The following is an 18,170-nucleotide window of genomic DNA, read 5'->3' as shown; positions in this document are numbered from 1 at the left end:
TAGAGAGAAAATCACGCCGATACTTACCCCCACGACTAGGTGTAATTGCCATAGTGGACGTATAGTCCAATGAGAAAAAATCGCTTCACTCATAAGTGACCTCGTTTAATGATTTAAAATCTAACTCAAGGGTAAAACTAAATTCATTAGCATTTTTTTGCTGTAAAGATTTGAGCTGACAAGTCGCAATTGCTGGTCGTTGACATAGCTGTTCAATATATTGTACGGCTAATAAATAAGTTAAACTTTGCCCTTTTAACGTAAATAATGTCGAGGTAACGATTAATTGAGTTAACCAAACGCCATTGGGGACTAAATTGGCAATCTCAATTAAATGTAAACGTAATTCAAAAAGCGTAGTTTGATATTGCAGCTGTTGGCGATGTTGTGTGGTTAAGTCTGCTATTTTTTGCTGTAATTGCTGAATATTATTAATTTGCTGCTATTTTATCTGTGTTTGTTGCTCTAACTGCACTAATTGTTGGGAGGCATTCTGCAATTTATGCGTATAGTTACACCATAATAAGTAAAAGATAAATACTAGCGTAATAACCGATACAATACTTAAGATAAATAAATAACACTGACGATGACGTTTTTGAATTTGACGCCAAGGTAATAGATTAAATGGTGCCTTATCAACCGTTATTGATTGTTTCGCATAATAAAATAGGTCTGATTGAGATGAATTGTTATTTGACTTAATAGTAATTCGAATTAATGTTAAGCCAACTTGACTAAATAAGGTTTGCCATTGTTCTATGGTTGTCTTATGCGCAGCGGTGATAATAAGGTGTTTATGCTCAACGATAAAATCGAACGCCAGCTGTTCAATAGGTAAAGGAAACCATTGTTGTATAGCGGCAGGAATTACCGCGGCGTAATCTTTTATTGTTATTCCGACGGGGAGGGGTATTTGTTGGGTAAAAGTTTGTTTGGTTTCAAGTGGAATAGCATATTCACAATCCATAGATAAGCGTCGATCAAATTTTTTTAAGTAATACTGTAAACATTCAGGATCGATTAATTGTCCATCAGATAAGACAGGATTGGGTAAAGTAACTTTAACGGTTCTAATTTTTTTAGCCCCCCATTTAGGTTGATGAATGACAAATAAAAGAGCATTTTCTTGAATATCTATACCAATCTGTAATTTTTTTAATCTCATTTTTATTTCCTGTCGACAAATATAAGTTATAACATCACTGATTATTTGCTAATAAAAATGAATAAAATTCACACTGTTAGAGGAAAATCACACAATTTATGCTTAAATTTAGTTCGAAAGCACTAAATTTTAAATAAAATGATAAAAAAAGGTTGACTGGAAAAATGAGTTCTCTATAATGCACAGCCACACGGTAAGGGTGATTAGCTCAGTTGGGAGAGCACCTCCCTTACAAGGAGGGGGTCACTGGTTCGAACCCGGTATCACCCACCAATCTTTACCGTGAATATTGTTACTTTAGTAGCAGGGGTGATTAGCTCAGTTGGGAGAGCACCTCCCTTACAAGGAGGGGGTCACTGGTTCGAACCCGGTATCACCCACCATCTCTAAGATGGGTCGTTAGCTCAGTCGGTAGAGCAGCGGACTTTTAATCCGTTGGTCGAAGGTTCGAATCCTTCACGACCCACCATCTAATTTTTCTATATACTTCACTTATTTTAAACTGTCTTTTTTTAATTAAGCTATTTTTTGCTATAAAGTTTGTTAATGCTAATATCTAGTGAGCACTTAAATAAGTGGGTATTCTGTATCATTTTTAGCGTTTCTACGCGGCTAAGATCTTTTAATATAAAAAGAAGCGCTTTGGCTTAAACACCCTGTCTGGGCATTCTGCTATCGATATATTAAAACAGTAATTATAAACCGCGATTCGCATCAGCTTATCCCTGCGATAAACACAATAACGTTTGCTAAACGTTTAATGGGTGTCTTTTTAATCCATATCAATCATTATCGTTGCTAACAATGGTAGGCGATATTGTGGGTGTGGGATGAAGTGTGGTTATTAAATTGATGATGATATTCGTCATTTAAACGCAATGACGAATATCGATAAAGCGCAATGCCGCTTCAATGCTTCTAGACCGTGACCACATTAGGACAAGGTTGTCCATTTAATAGTTGTTGAATATTGGTAAGGGTCGTTTCAGAAATATTAAGTAATGCTTCTTCCGTTAGGAAAGCTTGGTGTCCCGTAAACAGAACATTATGACAAGCTGATAAACGGCGGAAAATATCATCTTGGATGATCTGATTGGATTTATCTTCAAAAAATAATTCTCGCTCATTTTCATATACATCCATTCCCAACGAACCAATTTGTCCACTTTTTAAGGCTTCAATGGCTGCTGCAGAGTCTAATAACCCGCCACGGCTAGTATTGATAATCATCACACCTTTCTTCATTTTGTTAAAAGTCTGCTGATTAAGCATATGGTGATTATCCGCTGTTAAAGGACAATGTAACGAAATAACATCCGATTTACAGTATAAAGTATCTAAATCGACATAAGTAGCACCTAAATCTAACGCCTCCTGATTCGGATAAGGATCATAGGTTAAGATCTGCATACCGAATCCTTTTAATATCCGCATTAAAGCCACACCGATTTTGCCAGAGCCCACTACGCCAACCGTACGTTGGTGCATATTAAATCCAGTCAGTCCCTCTAAAGAGAAATTCGCATCACGGGTACGCTGATAAGCTTTATGCGTATGTCTATTTAATGTCATCATCAATGCGACCGCGTGTTCTGCGACAGCTTCGGGTGAATAAGCAGGGACACGTACCACTTTAATACCCAATTCTTTTGCCGCGTTTAGATCTACATTATTAAATCCAGCATTGCGTAAAGCTAAAATCTTAATACCTAACGCAGCTAATTCGGTGAGTACCGCTTTATTGGCTTCATCATTAACAAAAATACAGACTGCATCATGTCCTTTGGCAGTACTGACTGTTTTTGAGGTCAAACCAAACTCAAAATATTCGATTTGATAACCAAAGTGACTATTGGCTTTTTCAAAATGTTGACGGTCATATTCCTTACTGCTATACATAGCAATTTTCATGTTTTACTACTCCTTCAGGACTTGCTGTCCTAACACCTTATTACGTTATGAGAAAATTATTTTTTCTATCGTTTATTGTATCTAACAATATCTAGTTTTACTCCATATTATGTGCTTTTTGCTAATGAAATAAAGATTGAAATAGATCGTATTGATAATATTGTTGTTCAATCTTGATCATAGACGATGATAATGAAAAGCGTTATCTCTATATTTCCTAGTTTGTGTAAAAAATAACAAAAGTCATATCATATGGATATCATGTAGTATTGTTGAAATCTGTGAAAATTATGCCAATAATAAACAGTCGTCGTTAGAAACAAAAGAGTCATTATGATAAATAAATTTAATAATAATCATTCCAGTAAAAATGTAGACAGGGTTAAAGCAAGTTATATATCGGCTATTTTTAGTCGTAATATGCTGATTTGTGTTTTAACTGGTTTTGCCTCGGGTCTTCCCTTTTTTGTTTTATTACAACTCTTACCCGCTTGGTTACAAACTGAAGGCATAAATATTAAGACAATTAGTGCTTTCACTCTAACGCAGTTTCCTTATACTTGTAAATTTCTTTGGTCTCCGCTAATCGATAATTTTGCTTTGTCTCGCTTAGGACGACGCCGTAGTTGGATGATAATAAGCCAACTTGTCTTATTCGTATTTATTGCATTAATGGGACTATTTTCACCTCAATTAAATATTACGCTCATTGCCGTCATGAGTTTTGCTATTGCGCTATTTTCTGCGACACAAGATATTGTTATTGACGCCTATCGCCGCGAGTTATTGACCGATAGTCAATTAGGTTTGGGAAACAGTATTCATATTTATGCTTATCGTTTTTCAGGGTTGGTGCCGGGGGCGCTATCACTGGTGTTATCCGAATATTTGCCTTGGTCATCAGTATATTTTATAACGGCTTTGTTTATGTTACCCGCTATCATTACTACCTTAATAATTCCTGAACCAACGCATAATCCATCTCATCCGAAAACCATCGAAGCAATTTTTTTTGAACCCTTAATCGATCTTTTACATCGTCATGGACTTAAAAGTTGTTTACTTATTTTGGCATTTATTTTTTTCTATAAATTAGGCGATAGTATGGCGACCTCACTCGCCACTTCATTTTATTTGCAGATGGGATATTCTAAGCTTAATATTGGCCTAGTCGCTAAGAATGCTGCATTTTGGCCTAGCTTGATTGGTAGCATACTTGGCGGTATACTCATGTTCAAAATTGGTATTAATAAAGCATTGTGGTTATTTGGTGTAGTTCAGTTAACGTCTATTTTTGGCTTTGTCTGGTTATCAATAGAGGGACCTTTTGATCATATTGAATATCCAGAACTTATTAAGCTAGCGATCGTTATTGCCTTTGAAGCGCTAGGAGTTGGATTGGGAACAGCGGCATTTGTCTCATTTATCGCTCGTACCACTAATCCTGCCTACACCGCAACACAATTTGCTTTATTCACCAGTTTTGCCTCAATTCCGCGAACCTTAATTAACGGGAGCTCTGGTCATATAGTCGCTATTTTAGGTTGGACAAACTTCTTTTGGCTGTGTGCGCTGTTAGGGATTCCCGGAATGATATTGTTATTTAAAGTCGCCCCATGGCGCAGTTAAAGGAGTAGCTTATATATGAATCAATTTATGCAAGCATTATCATTTCGCCATGCTTGTAAATTATTTGACGAAAATAAAAAAATCAGTGAGCATGATTTACAAACCATCCTTGAAGCAGGTCGTTTATCGCCCTCTTCGTTTGGTCTTGAGCCTTGGCATTTTTTAGTCATTACGGACCCTTCTGCTAAACAACGTATTAGGAAAGTCTGTTGGGATCAGCCACAAATTACCACTTGTTCGCATTTAGTTTTTGCTTTATTTCGACGTGGAGATCAATTTAAACTTGATAGTGAATACTTACGTAAAGCCATGCAGCGTAAACTACCAGCAAATGCGGATAAACAAGCCACCGATAAAGCGTGTCAACGTTTTATTGATTACTATCAAAACAACTTAGCTAACGATGTTAATGTTGATCGCTGGGCGGAAATGCAATGTTATATTGCTTGTACCAATATGATGACAGCGGCCGCTTATCAAAAAATCGATAGCTGCGCGATAGGTGGCTTTGATTATTATCCTACCGTTAAACTATTCGAAGATTTACTTCCTTGGTTTAATGATAAGGATTATGGTATTGCCCTTGGCGTTACCTTTGGTTATCGTATTCATCCAGCACCAGAAAAAATCCGTTGGTCATCACAAGAAATTTTTACTTTTATTTAATTCCTCGAGTGTCCACACTGTTTAATTCCAAAAGTGTGGACACATATTATATGTGTAGTGCCGATCAAATATAAGACCAGCTCGTTTTAAAGTTGTATATCAGTCAAATTCTAATTTTCCAGTTAGCGAAATTTTTAAACATAGTGTAGGCGGAAAGTAATAAGGAACGATAGAGAAATAGGTAATAAAATAGGGCAGCGTCTCTTTACCCTATCCCCGTCTGATGTGAAAAAAGTGTATTTAAAAGCGGAAATCGCCAAGAAAATAACCCTTGTCAATTTATTTACTACTATAAGAATAAATCAGGGCAAGAGAACCCCATCGTATTAGCTAGTGACAGTACAATTAATGATTATTTATTTGATGAATTACTCTTCTTTAAGCAATTTACCGTCAATAACCATTTAAAAAATGGTAACCCTATAGGAGGTTGGTTGTATTGTAACCGTTGATACTGAAAATGCAAAAATCAATATCGACCTGAAATAGGCGCCATTTATAGAAAAATAATCCCATTTATTAAATGGATATATGGGTGTATTTGATAGTAAAGCCCTTTTTTGGGCTATACAATTAACACCGTGCGAGATAATCCATTGCATCATTTAAGCTATTGGATAGGCTCTACTAATCAGTACCAAGGTTAACCTAAAATAGACCCGAACTATAAACACTAGCCAATAACCTATCTAACTAAATAGTTATTGCTAACTATATAGTGATCCTTGATAGCGTTTAGATGATGTGCCGCTACCGCCTAATACTATTGCCAATTGTACGTTGATTACAGGATTAGACTATTTTCTTCCTTTACACTAACCTATCATTAATCCTTGATTAAAATGGGTTGCTGTCTGGTTTGCAATCTTAATTAATCTATTACGTTACCTATTAATTTGATAAATAGATTCATTATAAAAAGGTCATTTGTCACATATTCTGTTAAGGCTAATAATGTTAAACTAATCCTTAACAGGAATTGAAAATTCAAGGGAGTCACTATGACATCAAGACATATACAGCTACTTATATTGGGTTCAGGCCCAGCTGGCTATACTGCCGCTATTTATGCAGCGCGCGCTAATCTTAAACCGGTTGTTATCACCGGTACCCAAGAAGGTGGGCAATTAACCACCACAACCGAAATTGAAAATTGGCCAGCCGCGGCGCCCGATCTTACAGGTCCGCTTCTTATGGCACAGATGAAACAACATGCAGAACGATTTCAAACGGAAATAATTTTTGACCATATTCAACGGGTCGATTTTAGTCAACGTCCATTTAAATTATATGGGGATAGCACCGAATACCGTTGTGACGCCTTAATTATTGCTACGGGAGCCTCGGCGCAATATTTAGGTTTACCCTCTGAACAGACATTTAAAGGAAAAGGCGTTTCCGCCTGCGCCACTTGTGATGGCTTTTTTTATCGTAATCAAAAAGTGGCTGTAGTGGGTGGCGGAAATACGGCGGTAGAAGAGGCCTTGTATTTAGCCAATATTGCCAGTGAAGTCCATCTTATTCATCGCCGCGATAGTTTTCGAGCTGAAAAAATTCTTATGGATCGATTAATGGCAAAAATTCAGGAAGGTAAGATTATTTTACATACTCATAAAGTCGTCGATGAGATTTTGGGTGATGACATGGGCGTGAATGCGGTACGTCTTCGCAGCACATTACGTGATAATGAAACCGAAGAACTAAATATTATGGGTATCTTTATTGCAATTGGACATAAACCGAATACAGCTATTTTTCAAGGCCAACTTGAATTAGATAATGGCTATATTAAAGTCCGCTCCGGATCGCACGGTAACGCAACACAGACCAGTGTCGACGGTATTTTTGCTGCTGGTGATGTCGCTGATCATATTTATCGACAAGCGATTACTTCAGCTGCTAGTGGATGTATGGCAGCGTTAGATGCCGATCTTTATCTTGAAGGATTATGATTTAATCATGTCATTAGATAAACTTCAACAAAAAAAACTATTTAAATGGTTAAAAGATCAAGCCGGTTGTCATAAAACCGGCTTACCTTTATCGGTATTAGCGGGATTATTAAGCGGATTACTAATTATTATTCAAGCTTGGATTTTGGCAACGTTATTACACGCCCTTATTATTGAATCGCCCCCTAAAACAACCGTCATATCATTGATAATTGCATTTATTGTCATTGTGCTATTGCGTGCACTGAATAATTACTGGCGTGAAAAAATTAATTTTTCAGTTGGTCTGCACTTACGCCGTCATATTCGCCAGCAGGTATTAAATAGATTAGAAGCATTAGGTCCCGCTTATCTGAGTCAAACGACCGCAGGTAATTGGAGCACTTTATTAGTTGAGCAAATCGAAGATTTGCAAGACTTTTACGCGCGCTATTTACCCCAAATGAAATTAGCGATGATGATTCCTGTGATGATTTTAATCGCTGTGTTGCCTATCAACTGGGTCGCCGCCTTGATTCTATTGATAACAGCCCCCTTGATCCCTATTTTTATGGTATTAGTGGGTATGGGTGCCGCTGATGTCAATCGACGCCATTTTATTGCATTAGGGCGATTAAGCGGACATTTTCTTGATCGGTTAAAAAGTATTGAAACAATTAAATTATTTAATCAAAGCGCACAACAAACCCGACTAATCCAACAAGCTTCGGAAGATTTTCGCCAACGAACCATGGAAGTATTAAGAATGGCGTTTATGTCTTCTGCCGTATTAGAGTTTTTTGCTTCCGTTTCGATTGCCATTGTTGCCGTCTATTTTGGTTTTTCCTACTTAGGCGAACTTAATTTTGGTGATTATGGGATGGGAATTTCCTTATTTGCTGGTTTTTTTGCTTTGATTTTAGCCCCTGAATTTTTTCAACCCCTGCGCGATTTAGGCTCCTTTTATCACGCAAAAGCACAAGCGATTGCAGCGGCAGATAGTATTTATCAATTTCTATATGAAGATCAGCTTGTTATTACCAATAATCCACAAAAACAACTACCGCTCCCGCTAAAGCAAATTGTGGCCAAAGATCTAGAAATCTTAACAAACGATGGCAAACAGTTACTTGGACCGATTTCATTTACGTTACAAGCGAATAAACATATTGGATTGATAGGTAAAAGTGGTATAGGAAAAACAACCTTAATCAATGCACTATTAGGATTTTTACCTTATCGCGGTTCACTTACCATCAATGGTATCGAATTAAATTCGTTAGATTTGGCGCAATGGCGCAAGCAAATTAGTTGGGTAGGGCAAAATCCTTATCTTCCAGCGACAACCATCCGAACCAACATTGTATTAGCCAATCCCCACTGTGACGATCAGACATTAACCAACATGACCAACGTTACCCATTTAGATGAGTTTATTACGCAACTACCTGAAGGATTAGATACACCGATTGGGGATGATGCAACGCGTTTATCTTTAGGCCAAGCTCAACGTATTGCGGTCGCCAGAGCACTGATAAAACCAAGCCAATTACTAATCCTTGATGAACCAACCGCCAGCTTAGATAAAGCCAGTGCTGTTATCGTCAATCAGGCTTTAGCCAGCGCGGCACAAACACGCACCGTTATCACCATTACTCATCATCATGACGATCTATCGCATTACGATGAAATTTGGCAACTAAGTGAAGATCAATTGATAGTTAGGTCGACATTATTATGAAAGCACTACTCCCTTTTTTAGCCTTGTATAAACGCTATTTAACCCGTATGGCTTTAGGCATGCTACTAGCCTTAGTGACCTTATTGTCTAGCCTCTTTCTACTAAGTTTATCGGGTTGGTTTTTAGCGGCAACCGCCTTTGCCGGTATAGCAGGACTCTATACTTTTAATTATATGCTGCCCGCTGCTGGGGTAAGAGGCGCCGCAATTTTGCGTACTACTGCGCGTTATGCTGAGCGGTTAGTTAGTCATAATACCACCTTTAAACTTCTGGCTTTTTTACGCATTTTGGCGTTTAAAAAGATAGTGCCGTTAAGCAGTCGGCAACGACAACATTACCAGAAAGCCGATTTACTTAACCGATTTATTGCTGATATCGATCATCTGGATCACGTTTATTTAAAGTTACTTTCGCCCTTTATTACTGGTTTTATTGCGATAATAGTGCTTTTTTTAGGCTTATCGCCTTTTAATCTATCATTGGCTATCTTAATTAGCACGGTATTACTGCTGACCCTTATTATGACGCCTATCTATTTTTATCAAGCAGGCAAAACCACAGGTCAACAGTTAGCCCAGCAAAAAAGTGACTATCGGCAACATGTGGTAAGCTATTTACAAGGACAAGCTGAACTGACCATTTTTGATGCGCGTGAACAGTTTCGTCAACAGTTAGATCAAGCAGAAAATAGATGGTTGCAAAACCAGCAACAACAAGCAAAATTAGCCAGCATGGCACAAAGTTGGATTATTATAATCATAGGTTTATTAACTAGCCTTGTTCTTTATTTAAGTATCAGTGGCATTACCTTTACTCAGCCGCCAATAATTGCTCTATTTGTTTTTATCTGTTTATCTTGCGCAGAAATATTAGCGCCGATCCCTAATGCATTTATTTATTTAGGTCACGTTATTGCTTCCGCAAAACGGATTGGTGAATTATTTAACCAACAGCCTGATATAGATTATCCCTCAACAAGCCCGATAGAAATAACTACCGCACCTAAGCTACAACTTACTGATGTGACATTTACTTATCCTCAGCAGCAAATAGCGACAATTAACCAGCTTTGTTGGGAGATTAACGCTGGTGAACATATCGCTTTAATAGGTAAAACCGGTTGTGGTAAGTCAACCATTTTAAAATTGATAACACGTACTTGGGAAGCTAATCAAGGTCAAATAACCATCAATGATGTCGATTTACGCGATTTTTCTGAATCCAGTCTACGAAATTTTATGGCAGTGATACCACAACGCATTGATATTTTTAATGATACCTTACGTAATAATTTGTTAATCGGCAATCCATCTGCCACGGATCAACAGCTTATAGAGGTGCTAACCCTTGTCGGATTGGAGAAATTATTAGCGTCTGAAAACGGGTTAACGCTTTGGCTAGGTGAAAATGGTCGAGCACTATCAGGCGGTGAAAAACGGCGTATAGGTATTGCTCGTGCTTTACTCCACGATGCGCCCTTAGTATTAATGGATGAACCAACAGAAAGTCTCGATAACGAAACGGAGCAACAAATTATTGCCCTAATTCGCCAAATTTATACCAATAAAACCTTGATTATGGTCACTCATCGATTGACTGAACATCAAATGTTTGACAAAGTCTATATGATGGAAAATGGCAAGATTATGCAAAAATAGTGCTATTCTTAAGAGCATCAAGTGCTAAAACAGATAATCTGCTTTATAATTAAACCATATTTGTCTGTTTTAGCAGAGGTAATCAGACCAATATAATTACCGCTATCAATTTAGCTTTTTAGATCTCTTAATGGCAACAAGGAGTGAGTATGTTTCCAGAATATCGTGACTTAATTTCTAAATTAAAAAATAGTGATTTACGTTTCCAAAAATTGTTTACGCAACATAATGAACTCGATCAAAAAATTAAGAATATTGAAAGTGGTATCATTGTTGATACGTCTAAAGCCGTCGATACCCTCAAAAAAGAGAAGCTGAAATTGAAAGGTGAGATTCATGATATCCTAAAAAAAGCAGCGGAAAAATGGCAAGATTCATCATCTTGATCGTTTTACTCTGTAACAACCTACTTTAGTAGGTTGTTATGGTTTTCATTTAGTATCAATATTATTGCAAATTAGATCCAGATAGCAACGGCTATCTACAACTCTTCTTGTATGCCTCATTCACTCCAGCCAAATGCAGGTCAACTTTACCTAATTTAGTCCGCCAATTTATCTGCTTATTGATTAATGTAAACAAACTAATAGATGACGTTTTGTAAAGGTTACGTTATGATTAATTGTTATTGATTTTGCTTTTTTAGCTAGCATAAAGAGTACGCATAAATGGCATTAACCTTATTAGATGATAGTGATTACTTTCCCCATCCTAACACGGCTTTAACTGATCCTAATGGCTTATTAGCCGTAGGGGGCGATTTAAGTTGTGAGCGAATTATCAACGCTTACCAGCAAGGTATTTTTCCATGGTACTCTAGCGGCGACCCCATTTTATGGTGGTCTCCCGATCCTCGGGCGGTGCTTTGGCCCAATGATCTTCATATCAGCCGCTCAATGCATAAATTTATGCGCAAAACCAATTATCAAATTACATTAAATTATGATTTTGCTGCAGTAATAGCGGGGTGTGCCGCAGCGCGCGGTATAGATCACACGTGGATCACCAATGAAATACAAACCGCTTACCTTAAATTACATCAATTAGGTTTTGCGCATTCGGTCGAAGTTTGGCAAAATGAACACTTAATTGGCGGACTTTATGGTGTTGCTCAAGGACAATTATTTTGTGGTGAATCGATGTTCAGCAAGCAAGCTAATGCGTCAAAAGTAGCCTTAATCGCTTTTTGTCGTTATTTTATGGCACAAGGTGGACAACTAATTGATTGTCAGGTGCTTAATTCCCACACAGAGTCATTGGGCGCTATCGAAATAACACGCCATGATTATTTAAATTTATTATCCCAGTTTCAACACTGCTCGTTAAGTGGTGATAGTTGGCAAACAAAAGTATTAGACATTTAATTTAACAATAAGATACTACTTTCATGAATAAAAATAATTTTTTTAGGTGTCTTTATTTATTTTTATTATTAGCGACTTATGATTGTGCTCAAGCTCAATCCTTATCGCCACCAGCGATAGTGTGCGAGGATAGCTTATGGCACTCTATTCCTCTATCAGACGTAAATCAACCTGACAAGGCGATTATCCATGAACAAGCCTTCGCGCTGATTGGTAGCCCGAAATACCCCGCAGACTTTCATCACTTTGATTATGTGAATCCTCAGGCCCCAAAAGGGGGGCAAATGCGCTTTGCGATTATTGGCAATTATGATAATTTTAATCGCTTTGCAACCCGTGGCGCACCTGAACGGCGTTCAGGACAACTTTATGATACGCTTTATATCGCGTCAGAAGATGAAAAAAGTAGTTTTTATCCGCTTATCGCATTGTCAATAGCCCATCCAACCGATTATCAATGGGCTGAAGTGACGTTAAATCCTGCCGCAACCTTTCATGATGGTCAGCCTATTACCGCTGATGATGTCGCCTTTTCTTTTGAAAAATTTATGACTGAAGGGACTCCGCAATTCCGCAGCTATTATCAAGACATTGTGGTTAACGCCATTACCCCACAAGTGGTCAAAATTACTATGCCCTTAGCCGATCGTGATAGATTACTTGATCTTATCTGCAGCTTACGTATTTTACCTAAACATTTTTGGCAACATCATCTTTTATCTGAACCATTAGCAACACCACCATTAGGTAGTGGTGCTTATAAAGTCGGTCAGTATCAATTAGGTCAGTATGTGATTTATGATCGCGTTAAAGATTATTGGGCTAAGGATTTGCCGGTTAATCGAGGTCAACATAATTTTGACCATTTACGTTATGATTATTATTTAGAGGATAATATCGCGTTAGAAGCCTTTAAAGCGGGGGCTTATGATATACGAGAAGAGACACAGCCTAAGCTCTGGTATACCCAGTATCAAGGACCTAATTTCACTAAACAATATATTATTAAACAACAGCAGGCAGTTGAAGCGGCGCCAAATACTCAATGGCTAGCATTTAATTTAGAACGCCCTCTGTTTCGTGATCGTCGGGTACGTCAAGCAATGACATTAGCCTTCGATTTTGAATGGTTAAATCGTGCCTTTTATTACCAAAGTTATCGGCGACCTCTTAGTTATTTTGAAAATACCGAATATGCAGCACAAGGCGCACCCTCTACGGATGAGCTAAATTGGCTACTCCCCTTTAAATCTATACTGCCAGACGAGGTATTCACTTCAGCGTATCAATTGCCACCTAGCCAAGGTGATGGCTTTAATCGTACCAATTTACTAAAAGCTCAAGCGTTATTACGACAAGCGGGATTTATCATGCACAATGATCAGCTTATTGATGCACAAACAGGTAAACCGTTTACGTTTGAACTCTTAGTCTATATGGGCGCTAATTTACAGTATGTGTTACCCTATCAGAAAAATTTAAAACGTTTAGGCATTGACATGAAAATTAATATGGTTGATTACACTCAAATCAATAATCGCCTGCGTAAACGTGATTATGACATGATACCTACTACCTATTATACCGCTCTCTACCCATCTTCCTCTTTGGCCATTCTTTGGGGGAGTCACTATCTCAATTCAACGTGGAATGCCTCTGGTCTTCACAATCAAGCAATCGATAGCTTGATTACCGAAATTGGACATCACCAACAGAATCAAACGGCGTTACTCAGTCTAGGGCGCGCGTTAGATCGGATACTTACTCAAGAATATGCTATGCTGCCCATGTGGTACCCCGCTTATACTTATTATGCCTATTGGAATAAATTTGCTATGCCTGACAAAAAACCAACCTATAGCTTAGGTATCAATAGCTGGTGGTATGATCAACAACACGCTAAGCAGTTACCTACGCATCGGCAATAAGAAGGATAACCGTTATGCTAAATTATCTGTTTCGCCGTTTGTTATATGTTATCCCAACTTTATTGGCGATTTTAACCATCAATTTTTTTATTATCCAAATTGCGCCAGGAGGACCTGTCGATCAAGCCATTGCTAAACTGGAAATGGGCACTGAGTCGACTAAATTATTGCCAGGCAGTCAAATTAATGCCGGTCCCCACTGCAGCATGACGACGCCAGAACAGACGTATCGTGGTGCAAGAGGGCTGGATCCACAAATTGTAAATGAGATTAAAAAATTGTATGGATTTGACAAGCCTATAACACAGCGTTATGTTGATACTGTAGTCAACTACTTACAATTTAATTTTGGACAAAGTTTTTTTAAAAGTGATTCGGTGATTGATCTTATTTGGAAAAGTTTGCCTGTTTCTTTATCACTTGGACTCTGGAGTACGCTACTTATTTACCTTATTTCTATTCCACTTGGTATAAAAAAAGCCGTTAATGCAGGCACTACTTTTGATATATGGAGTAGTATTATCATTATTGTTGGCTACGCTATTCCCGCGTTCTTACTAGCTATTTTATTAATTATTATTTTTGCTGGAGGACGTTACGGCGAATGGTTTCCCTTACGCGGATTGGTCTCTTATGATTTTGCAACGTTGTCCAATTGGGAAAAAGTAAAAGATTATTTCTGGCATATGGTACTACCCACTATCACCATGTCAATTGGCGGCTTTGCCACCTTAACAATGTTAACCAAAAATGCCTTTTTAGACGAAATAGGTAAGCAATATGTGACAACAGCCAGAGCCAAAGGCTTAAGTGAAAAGCAAATCCTTTATCGGCATGTTTTTCGCAATGCAACTTTATTAATTGTTTCTGGTTTCCCTGCGGTGTTTGTTAAACTATTCTTTACCGGTGCACTATTAGTCGAAATTATTTTTTCATTAAATGGATTGGGATTATTGGGTTATGAAGCAATTTTGCAACGGGACTATCCCGTTATTTTTGGAACACTCTATCTATTTACATTAATTGGACTCATCACCAGTATCCTGAGTGATCTGTTGTACATGCTGATTGATCCACGTATTGATTTCGAGGCACGCTAACATGACGCTATTCGTTCATCCATCTATCAATCAACTGCGCTGGCAGCGATTTAAACAACATCGTCGCGGCTACTGGTCATTATGGCTATTTGGTCTCTGCTTTTTACTAAGTCTATTTTCTGAATTAATTGCAAATGATAAACCGATTTTGATCTATTATCAAAATAACTATTATTCCCCTTTATTATACACCTACCCTGAAACGACGTTTGGAGGTGAACTAGAGAGCCAAACTAATTATCTTGATCCCATCATTCAACAAACGATTAATCAACAAGGTTGGATGCTTTGGCCTTTAGTAAGGAATAGTTATGATTCGCTGGTTTACAATACTGACTCCACCTTTCCCACACCACCATCCGCCCAACATTGGTTAGGTACCACCGATGCAGGTTTTGATGTACTGGCTAATTTACTCTATGGCTTTCGTCTCTCAATACTATTTGCTATGCTAGTAACACTTTGTACAACCATAATTGGTGTGACTATCGGCGCAATACAAGGTTATTATGGGGGAAAATTGGATCTATTTGGACAACGTTTCATTGAAATTTGGTCTGGTATGCCACAACTATTTTTAATCATTATGCTCTCCAGTGTGATCCGTCCCAACATTTGGTGGCTGTTCGCTATCACCGTTTTATTTGGTTGGATGGGGCTGGTTGGCGTGGTACGTGCTGAATTTCTCCGTACACGTAATTTTGACTATATTCGCGCAGCTAAAGCGTTAGGTGTGAGTGATAGCAAAATTATGCGTCGTCATATTTTTCCTAATGCCATGGTCGCCACCTTAACTTATCTTCCCTTTATTTTATGTGGCGCGATTACGGCCTTAACCACCCTAGATTTTTTAGGTTTTGGCATGCCATTAGAAACGCCATCACTCGGTCGTTTACTATTACAAGGGAAAAATAACCTACAAGCACCTTGGCTTGGTATAAGTGCTTTTATTATGGTTGCAACGCTTTTATCACTATTAATTTTTATCGGCGAAGCCGTACGAGATGTGTTTGACCCAATTAAAGGAATAAAAAACTAATGAGCATATTATCGGTTAATGATTTCAGTCTGGTATTTAAACAAAATAAAACCATCGTTCCCACTGTCGATCATATTTCTTTTCAAATTAATGAGGGAGAAACGCTAGCGCTTGTTGGTGAATCAGGATCAGGAAAAAGTGTTACCGCATTATCAATATTAAAACTTTTGCCGCCTCATTTAGTGGAGTATCCAAGTGGCGATATTCAATTTAATGGACAGTCACTATTGCATGCTACCGATAAAACTTTACGTAAAATACGTGGTAATCAGATCAGTATGATCTTTCAAGAACCGATGGTATCACTCAATCCATTGCATACAATTGAAAAACAACTTTATGAAGTTTTAGCCATTCATCGTGGTATGCGTCACTCTACGGCGCGCGCAGAAATAATTAATTATTTAGAACGGGTGGGTATTCGCCATGCACAGAAGAGACTTTCTGCCTATCCGCACCAACTATCAGGGGGTGAGCGCCAACGAGTAATGATTGCAATGGCAATTTTAACCCAACCTAAGTTATTAATTGCGGATGAACCTACGACAGCACTAGATGCATCGGTACAAAGACAAATTATCGATCTGCTAAAATCGCTCAAGCATGAACTTGGTATGAGCTTACTATTTATTACGCATAACTTAGAGTTAGTTAAGCGGCTTGCTGATAATGTCGCCGTAATGAAACAAGGTAAGATTGTTGAACAAAATAATCGCCACCGTATTTTCTTAAAACCTCAACATGACTACACGCAGTTGTTATTAGACAGTAAACCGAGTGGGGATCCCGTCCCCTTACCGACGGATTCCGCCATTTTAATGAATATTAATCATCTTAGCGTAGATATAATTACGAAAAAAAGACTATTACGACCCCATGAGAAAAAACGGTTACTTGATAATGTAAGTTTTTCCTTACACCAAGGCGAAGCGGTTGGGGTTGTTGGCGAATCGGGATCGGGCAAAACCACCACTGCGCTGGCAATGACCAAGCTCATCGACTCTACTGGCGAAATCATTTTTGATGGATGTAAATTAAATAAATTAAATGCTAAAAAATGGTTACCCTTTCGACGTCAGATTCAAATTGTCTTTCAAGATCCATTTTCCTCGTTAGATCCACGTTTCACCGTCGAACAAATTATTAGTGAAGGTTTACTGACCTATCAAAAACTAAATCATTGTGAAACAACCTATGCGGTAACCAAAATGATGCAAGAAGTGGGATTAGATCCACTAATGCGGCATCGTTATCCGCATGAATTTTCTGGTGGACAGCGCCAACGAATTGCGATTGCCCGAGCCTTAATTTTAAGACCGCAAATCTTAATTCTTGATGAACCGACCTCAGCCCTAGATTATACTGTACAAAAGCAGATCATTGAGTTACTAAAATCATTACAACAAAAGTATCAACTTACTTATTTAGTTATTAGTCATGATTTAGAGGTAATTCAAACGCTTTGTCATCAAGTTATTATTATGAAAGAAGGAAAAATTGTGGAACAAGGCACACGTGACATGATATTTGATTCACCAAGCCACCCTTATACCAAAATGTTAATCAGTTTATTACCTAAGTCTGTTTCGATATCAAAATCTAAAATAAAAACCAATAAGCAAGATATTAACTGGAATGAAGCACTGCTTTATAGAAAAACGGTATAACACAACTCAAGCGAATAAGTTATTTTAACGATACCTATCGCGAAAGAGGATAAATGTTTATATTGTTGATCATATGAAATGTTTTGCGACGGTTCTTCAATGATAATTGAAGCATTGAGAAATATTTTACAATAATAATTGTTCATAATACGTATTTGCTTATTTTATTGATATATAGGGAGGATTATCGAATTTACCTCCATAAAATATAATGGAAATATCCACATCCATATCTAGCATATTTTGTATTTCTTTACGCATACCACTTAATTTTGTCTCGTCGACTAAATTTTACCAGTTTCAATAGCATGTAATATTTATTGTTTCTTTTGCTGAGTCCGCATTTGGCGTTCAAAAATATTATTTAA

Annotated in this window: 14 protein-coding genes and 3 tRNA genes; 14 read left to right on the top strand and 3 right to left on the bottom strand. The window is 37.8% G+C overall.

All coding sequences use genetic code 11. The features are described from left to right. Window positions 1-85 precede the first annotated feature (85 nt). Window positions 86-325 carry a PilN domain-containing protein gene (locus O970_RS10275; protein WP_420885467.1) on the bottom strand — a complete coding sequence of 80 codons (240 nt, stop codon included), beginning with the start codon at window positions 323-325 and terminating at the stop codon, window positions 86-88. Between the two features lie 117 nt (window positions 326-442). Further along, a complete protein-coding gene (locus O970_RS03360; protein ID WP_024495760.1) occupies window positions 443-1,168 on the bottom strand; it encodes a type IV pilus biogenesis protein PilM in 726 nt (241 codons plus the stop codon). A 197-nt stretch (window positions 1,169-1,365) separates the two neighbouring features. Between O970_RS03360 and O970_RS03355 the strand changes: the two genes are divergently transcribed. The 3 genes from O970_RS03355 (at window position 1,366) to O970_RS03345 (ending at window position 1,637) form a co-directional block, all read left to right on the top strand. Further along, window positions 1,366-1,441 (top strand) — tRNA-Val (locus O970_RS03355). Between the two features lie 34 nt (window positions 1,442-1,475). Further along, window positions 1,476-1,551 (top strand) — tRNA-Val (locus O970_RS03350). A gap of 10 nt (window positions 1,552-1,561) precedes the next feature. Then, window positions 1,562-1,637 (top strand) — tRNA-Lys (locus tag O970_RS03345). Window positions 1,638-2,086: 449 nt separating this feature from the next. Here O970_RS03345 and O970_RS03340 read toward each other — a convergent pair. Continuing rightward, a complete protein-coding gene (locus O970_RS03340; RefSeq protein WP_024495759.1) occupies window positions 2,087-3,079 on the bottom strand; it encodes a 2-hydroxyacid dehydrogenase in 993 nt (330 codons plus the stop codon). A gap of 333 nt (window positions 3,080-3,412) precedes the next feature. Between O970_RS03340 and O970_RS03335 the strand changes: the two genes are divergently transcribed. The 11 genes from O970_RS03335 to O970_RS03285 all read left to right on the top strand — a co-directional run bounded on the left by O970_RS03335 (window position 3,413) and on the right by O970_RS03285 (window position 17,802). After that, window positions 3,413-4,708, top strand: coding sequence for an AmpG family muropeptide MFS transporter (locus tag O970_RS03335; RefSeq protein ID WP_051318585.1), 1,296 nt, complete (start codon window positions 3,413-3,415; stop codon window positions 4,706-4,708). Window positions 4,709-4,723: 15 nt separating this feature from the next. Then, window positions 4,724-5,374 carry an NAD(P)H-dependent oxidoreductase gene (locus tag O970_RS03330; protein ID WP_024495758.1) on the top strand — a complete coding sequence of 217 codons (651 nt, stop codon included), beginning with the start codon at window positions 4,724-4,726 and terminating at the stop codon, window positions 5,372-5,374. A 1,001-nt stretch (window positions 5,375-6,375) separates the two neighbouring features. After that, window positions 6,376-7,326 (top strand): thioredoxin-disulfide reductase, encoded by a 951-nt coding sequence (trxB, locus tag O970_RS03325; protein WP_024495757.1) that lies wholly within the window; start codon window positions 6,376-6,378, stop codon window positions 7,324-7,326. A gap of 7 nt (window positions 7,327-7,333) precedes the next feature. Next, entirely contained in the window at window positions 7,334-9,046 is a 1,713-nt protein-coding gene (gene cydD / locus O970_RS03320; RefSeq protein ID WP_024495756.1) for a heme ABC transporter permease/ATP-binding protein CydD, read from the top strand. After that, the gene (gene cydC, locus O970_RS03315; RefSeq protein WP_036562528.1) at window positions 9,043-10,704 is read left to right on the top strand and encodes a heme ABC transporter ATP-binding protein/permease CydC; all 1,662 of its coding nucleotides are present in this window, start codon (window positions 9,043-9,045) and stop codon (window positions 10,702-10,704) included. The genes cydD and cydC overlap by 4 nt, the downstream gene beginning before the upstream one ends. Before the next feature lie 149 nt (window positions 10,705-10,853). Then, window positions 10,854-11,090, top strand: a complete 237-nt coding sequence (locus O970_RS03310) for an HP1242/YdcH family protein (RefSeq protein WP_024495755.1) — start codon at window positions 10,854-10,856, stop codon at window positions 11,088-11,090. Between the two features lie 282 nt (window positions 11,091-11,372). Next, complete coding sequence (gene aat / locus O970_RS03305) at window positions 11,373-12,068, top strand: leucyl/phenylalanyl-tRNA--protein transferase (RefSeq protein WP_024495754.1); 696 nt, start codon at window positions 11,373-11,375, stop codon at window positions 12,066-12,068. 23 nt (window positions 12,069-12,091) lie between these two features. Next, window positions 12,092-13,996, top strand: a complete 1,905-nt coding sequence (locus O970_RS03300; protein WP_024495753.1) for an extracellular solute-binding protein — start codon at window positions 12,092-12,094, stop codon at window positions 13,994-13,996. Between the two features lie 14 nt (window positions 13,997-14,010). Then, entirely contained in the window at window positions 14,011-15,096 is a 1,086-nt protein-coding gene (locus O970_RS03295) for a microcin C ABC transporter permease YejB (RefSeq protein ID WP_024495752.1), read from the top strand. Between the two features lies 1 nt (window position 15,097). Next, complete coding sequence (locus O970_RS03290) at window positions 15,098-16,135, top strand: ABC transporter permease (RefSeq protein WP_024495751.1); 1,038 nt, start codon at window positions 15,098-15,100, stop codon at window positions 16,133-16,135. Then, window positions 16,135-17,802: an ABC transporter ATP-binding protein gene (locus O970_RS03285; RefSeq protein WP_024495750.1), complete on the top strand. Its 1,668-nt coding sequence runs from the start codon at window positions 16,135-16,137 to the stop codon at window positions 17,800-17,802. The genes O970_RS03290 and O970_RS03285 overlap by 1 nt, the downstream gene beginning before the upstream one ends. Window positions 17,803-18,170: the final 368 nt, after the last annotated feature.

This window comes from Candidatus Schmidhempelia bombi str. Bimp, assembly GCF_000471645.3.
Classification (GTDB): domain Bacteria; phylum Pseudomonadota; class Gammaproteobacteria; order Enterobacterales; family Orbaceae; genus Utexia; species Utexia bombi.
The sequence above is the reverse complement of the archived record's forward strand: the minus strand, read 5'-3'. Positions and strand labels throughout refer to the sequence as shown.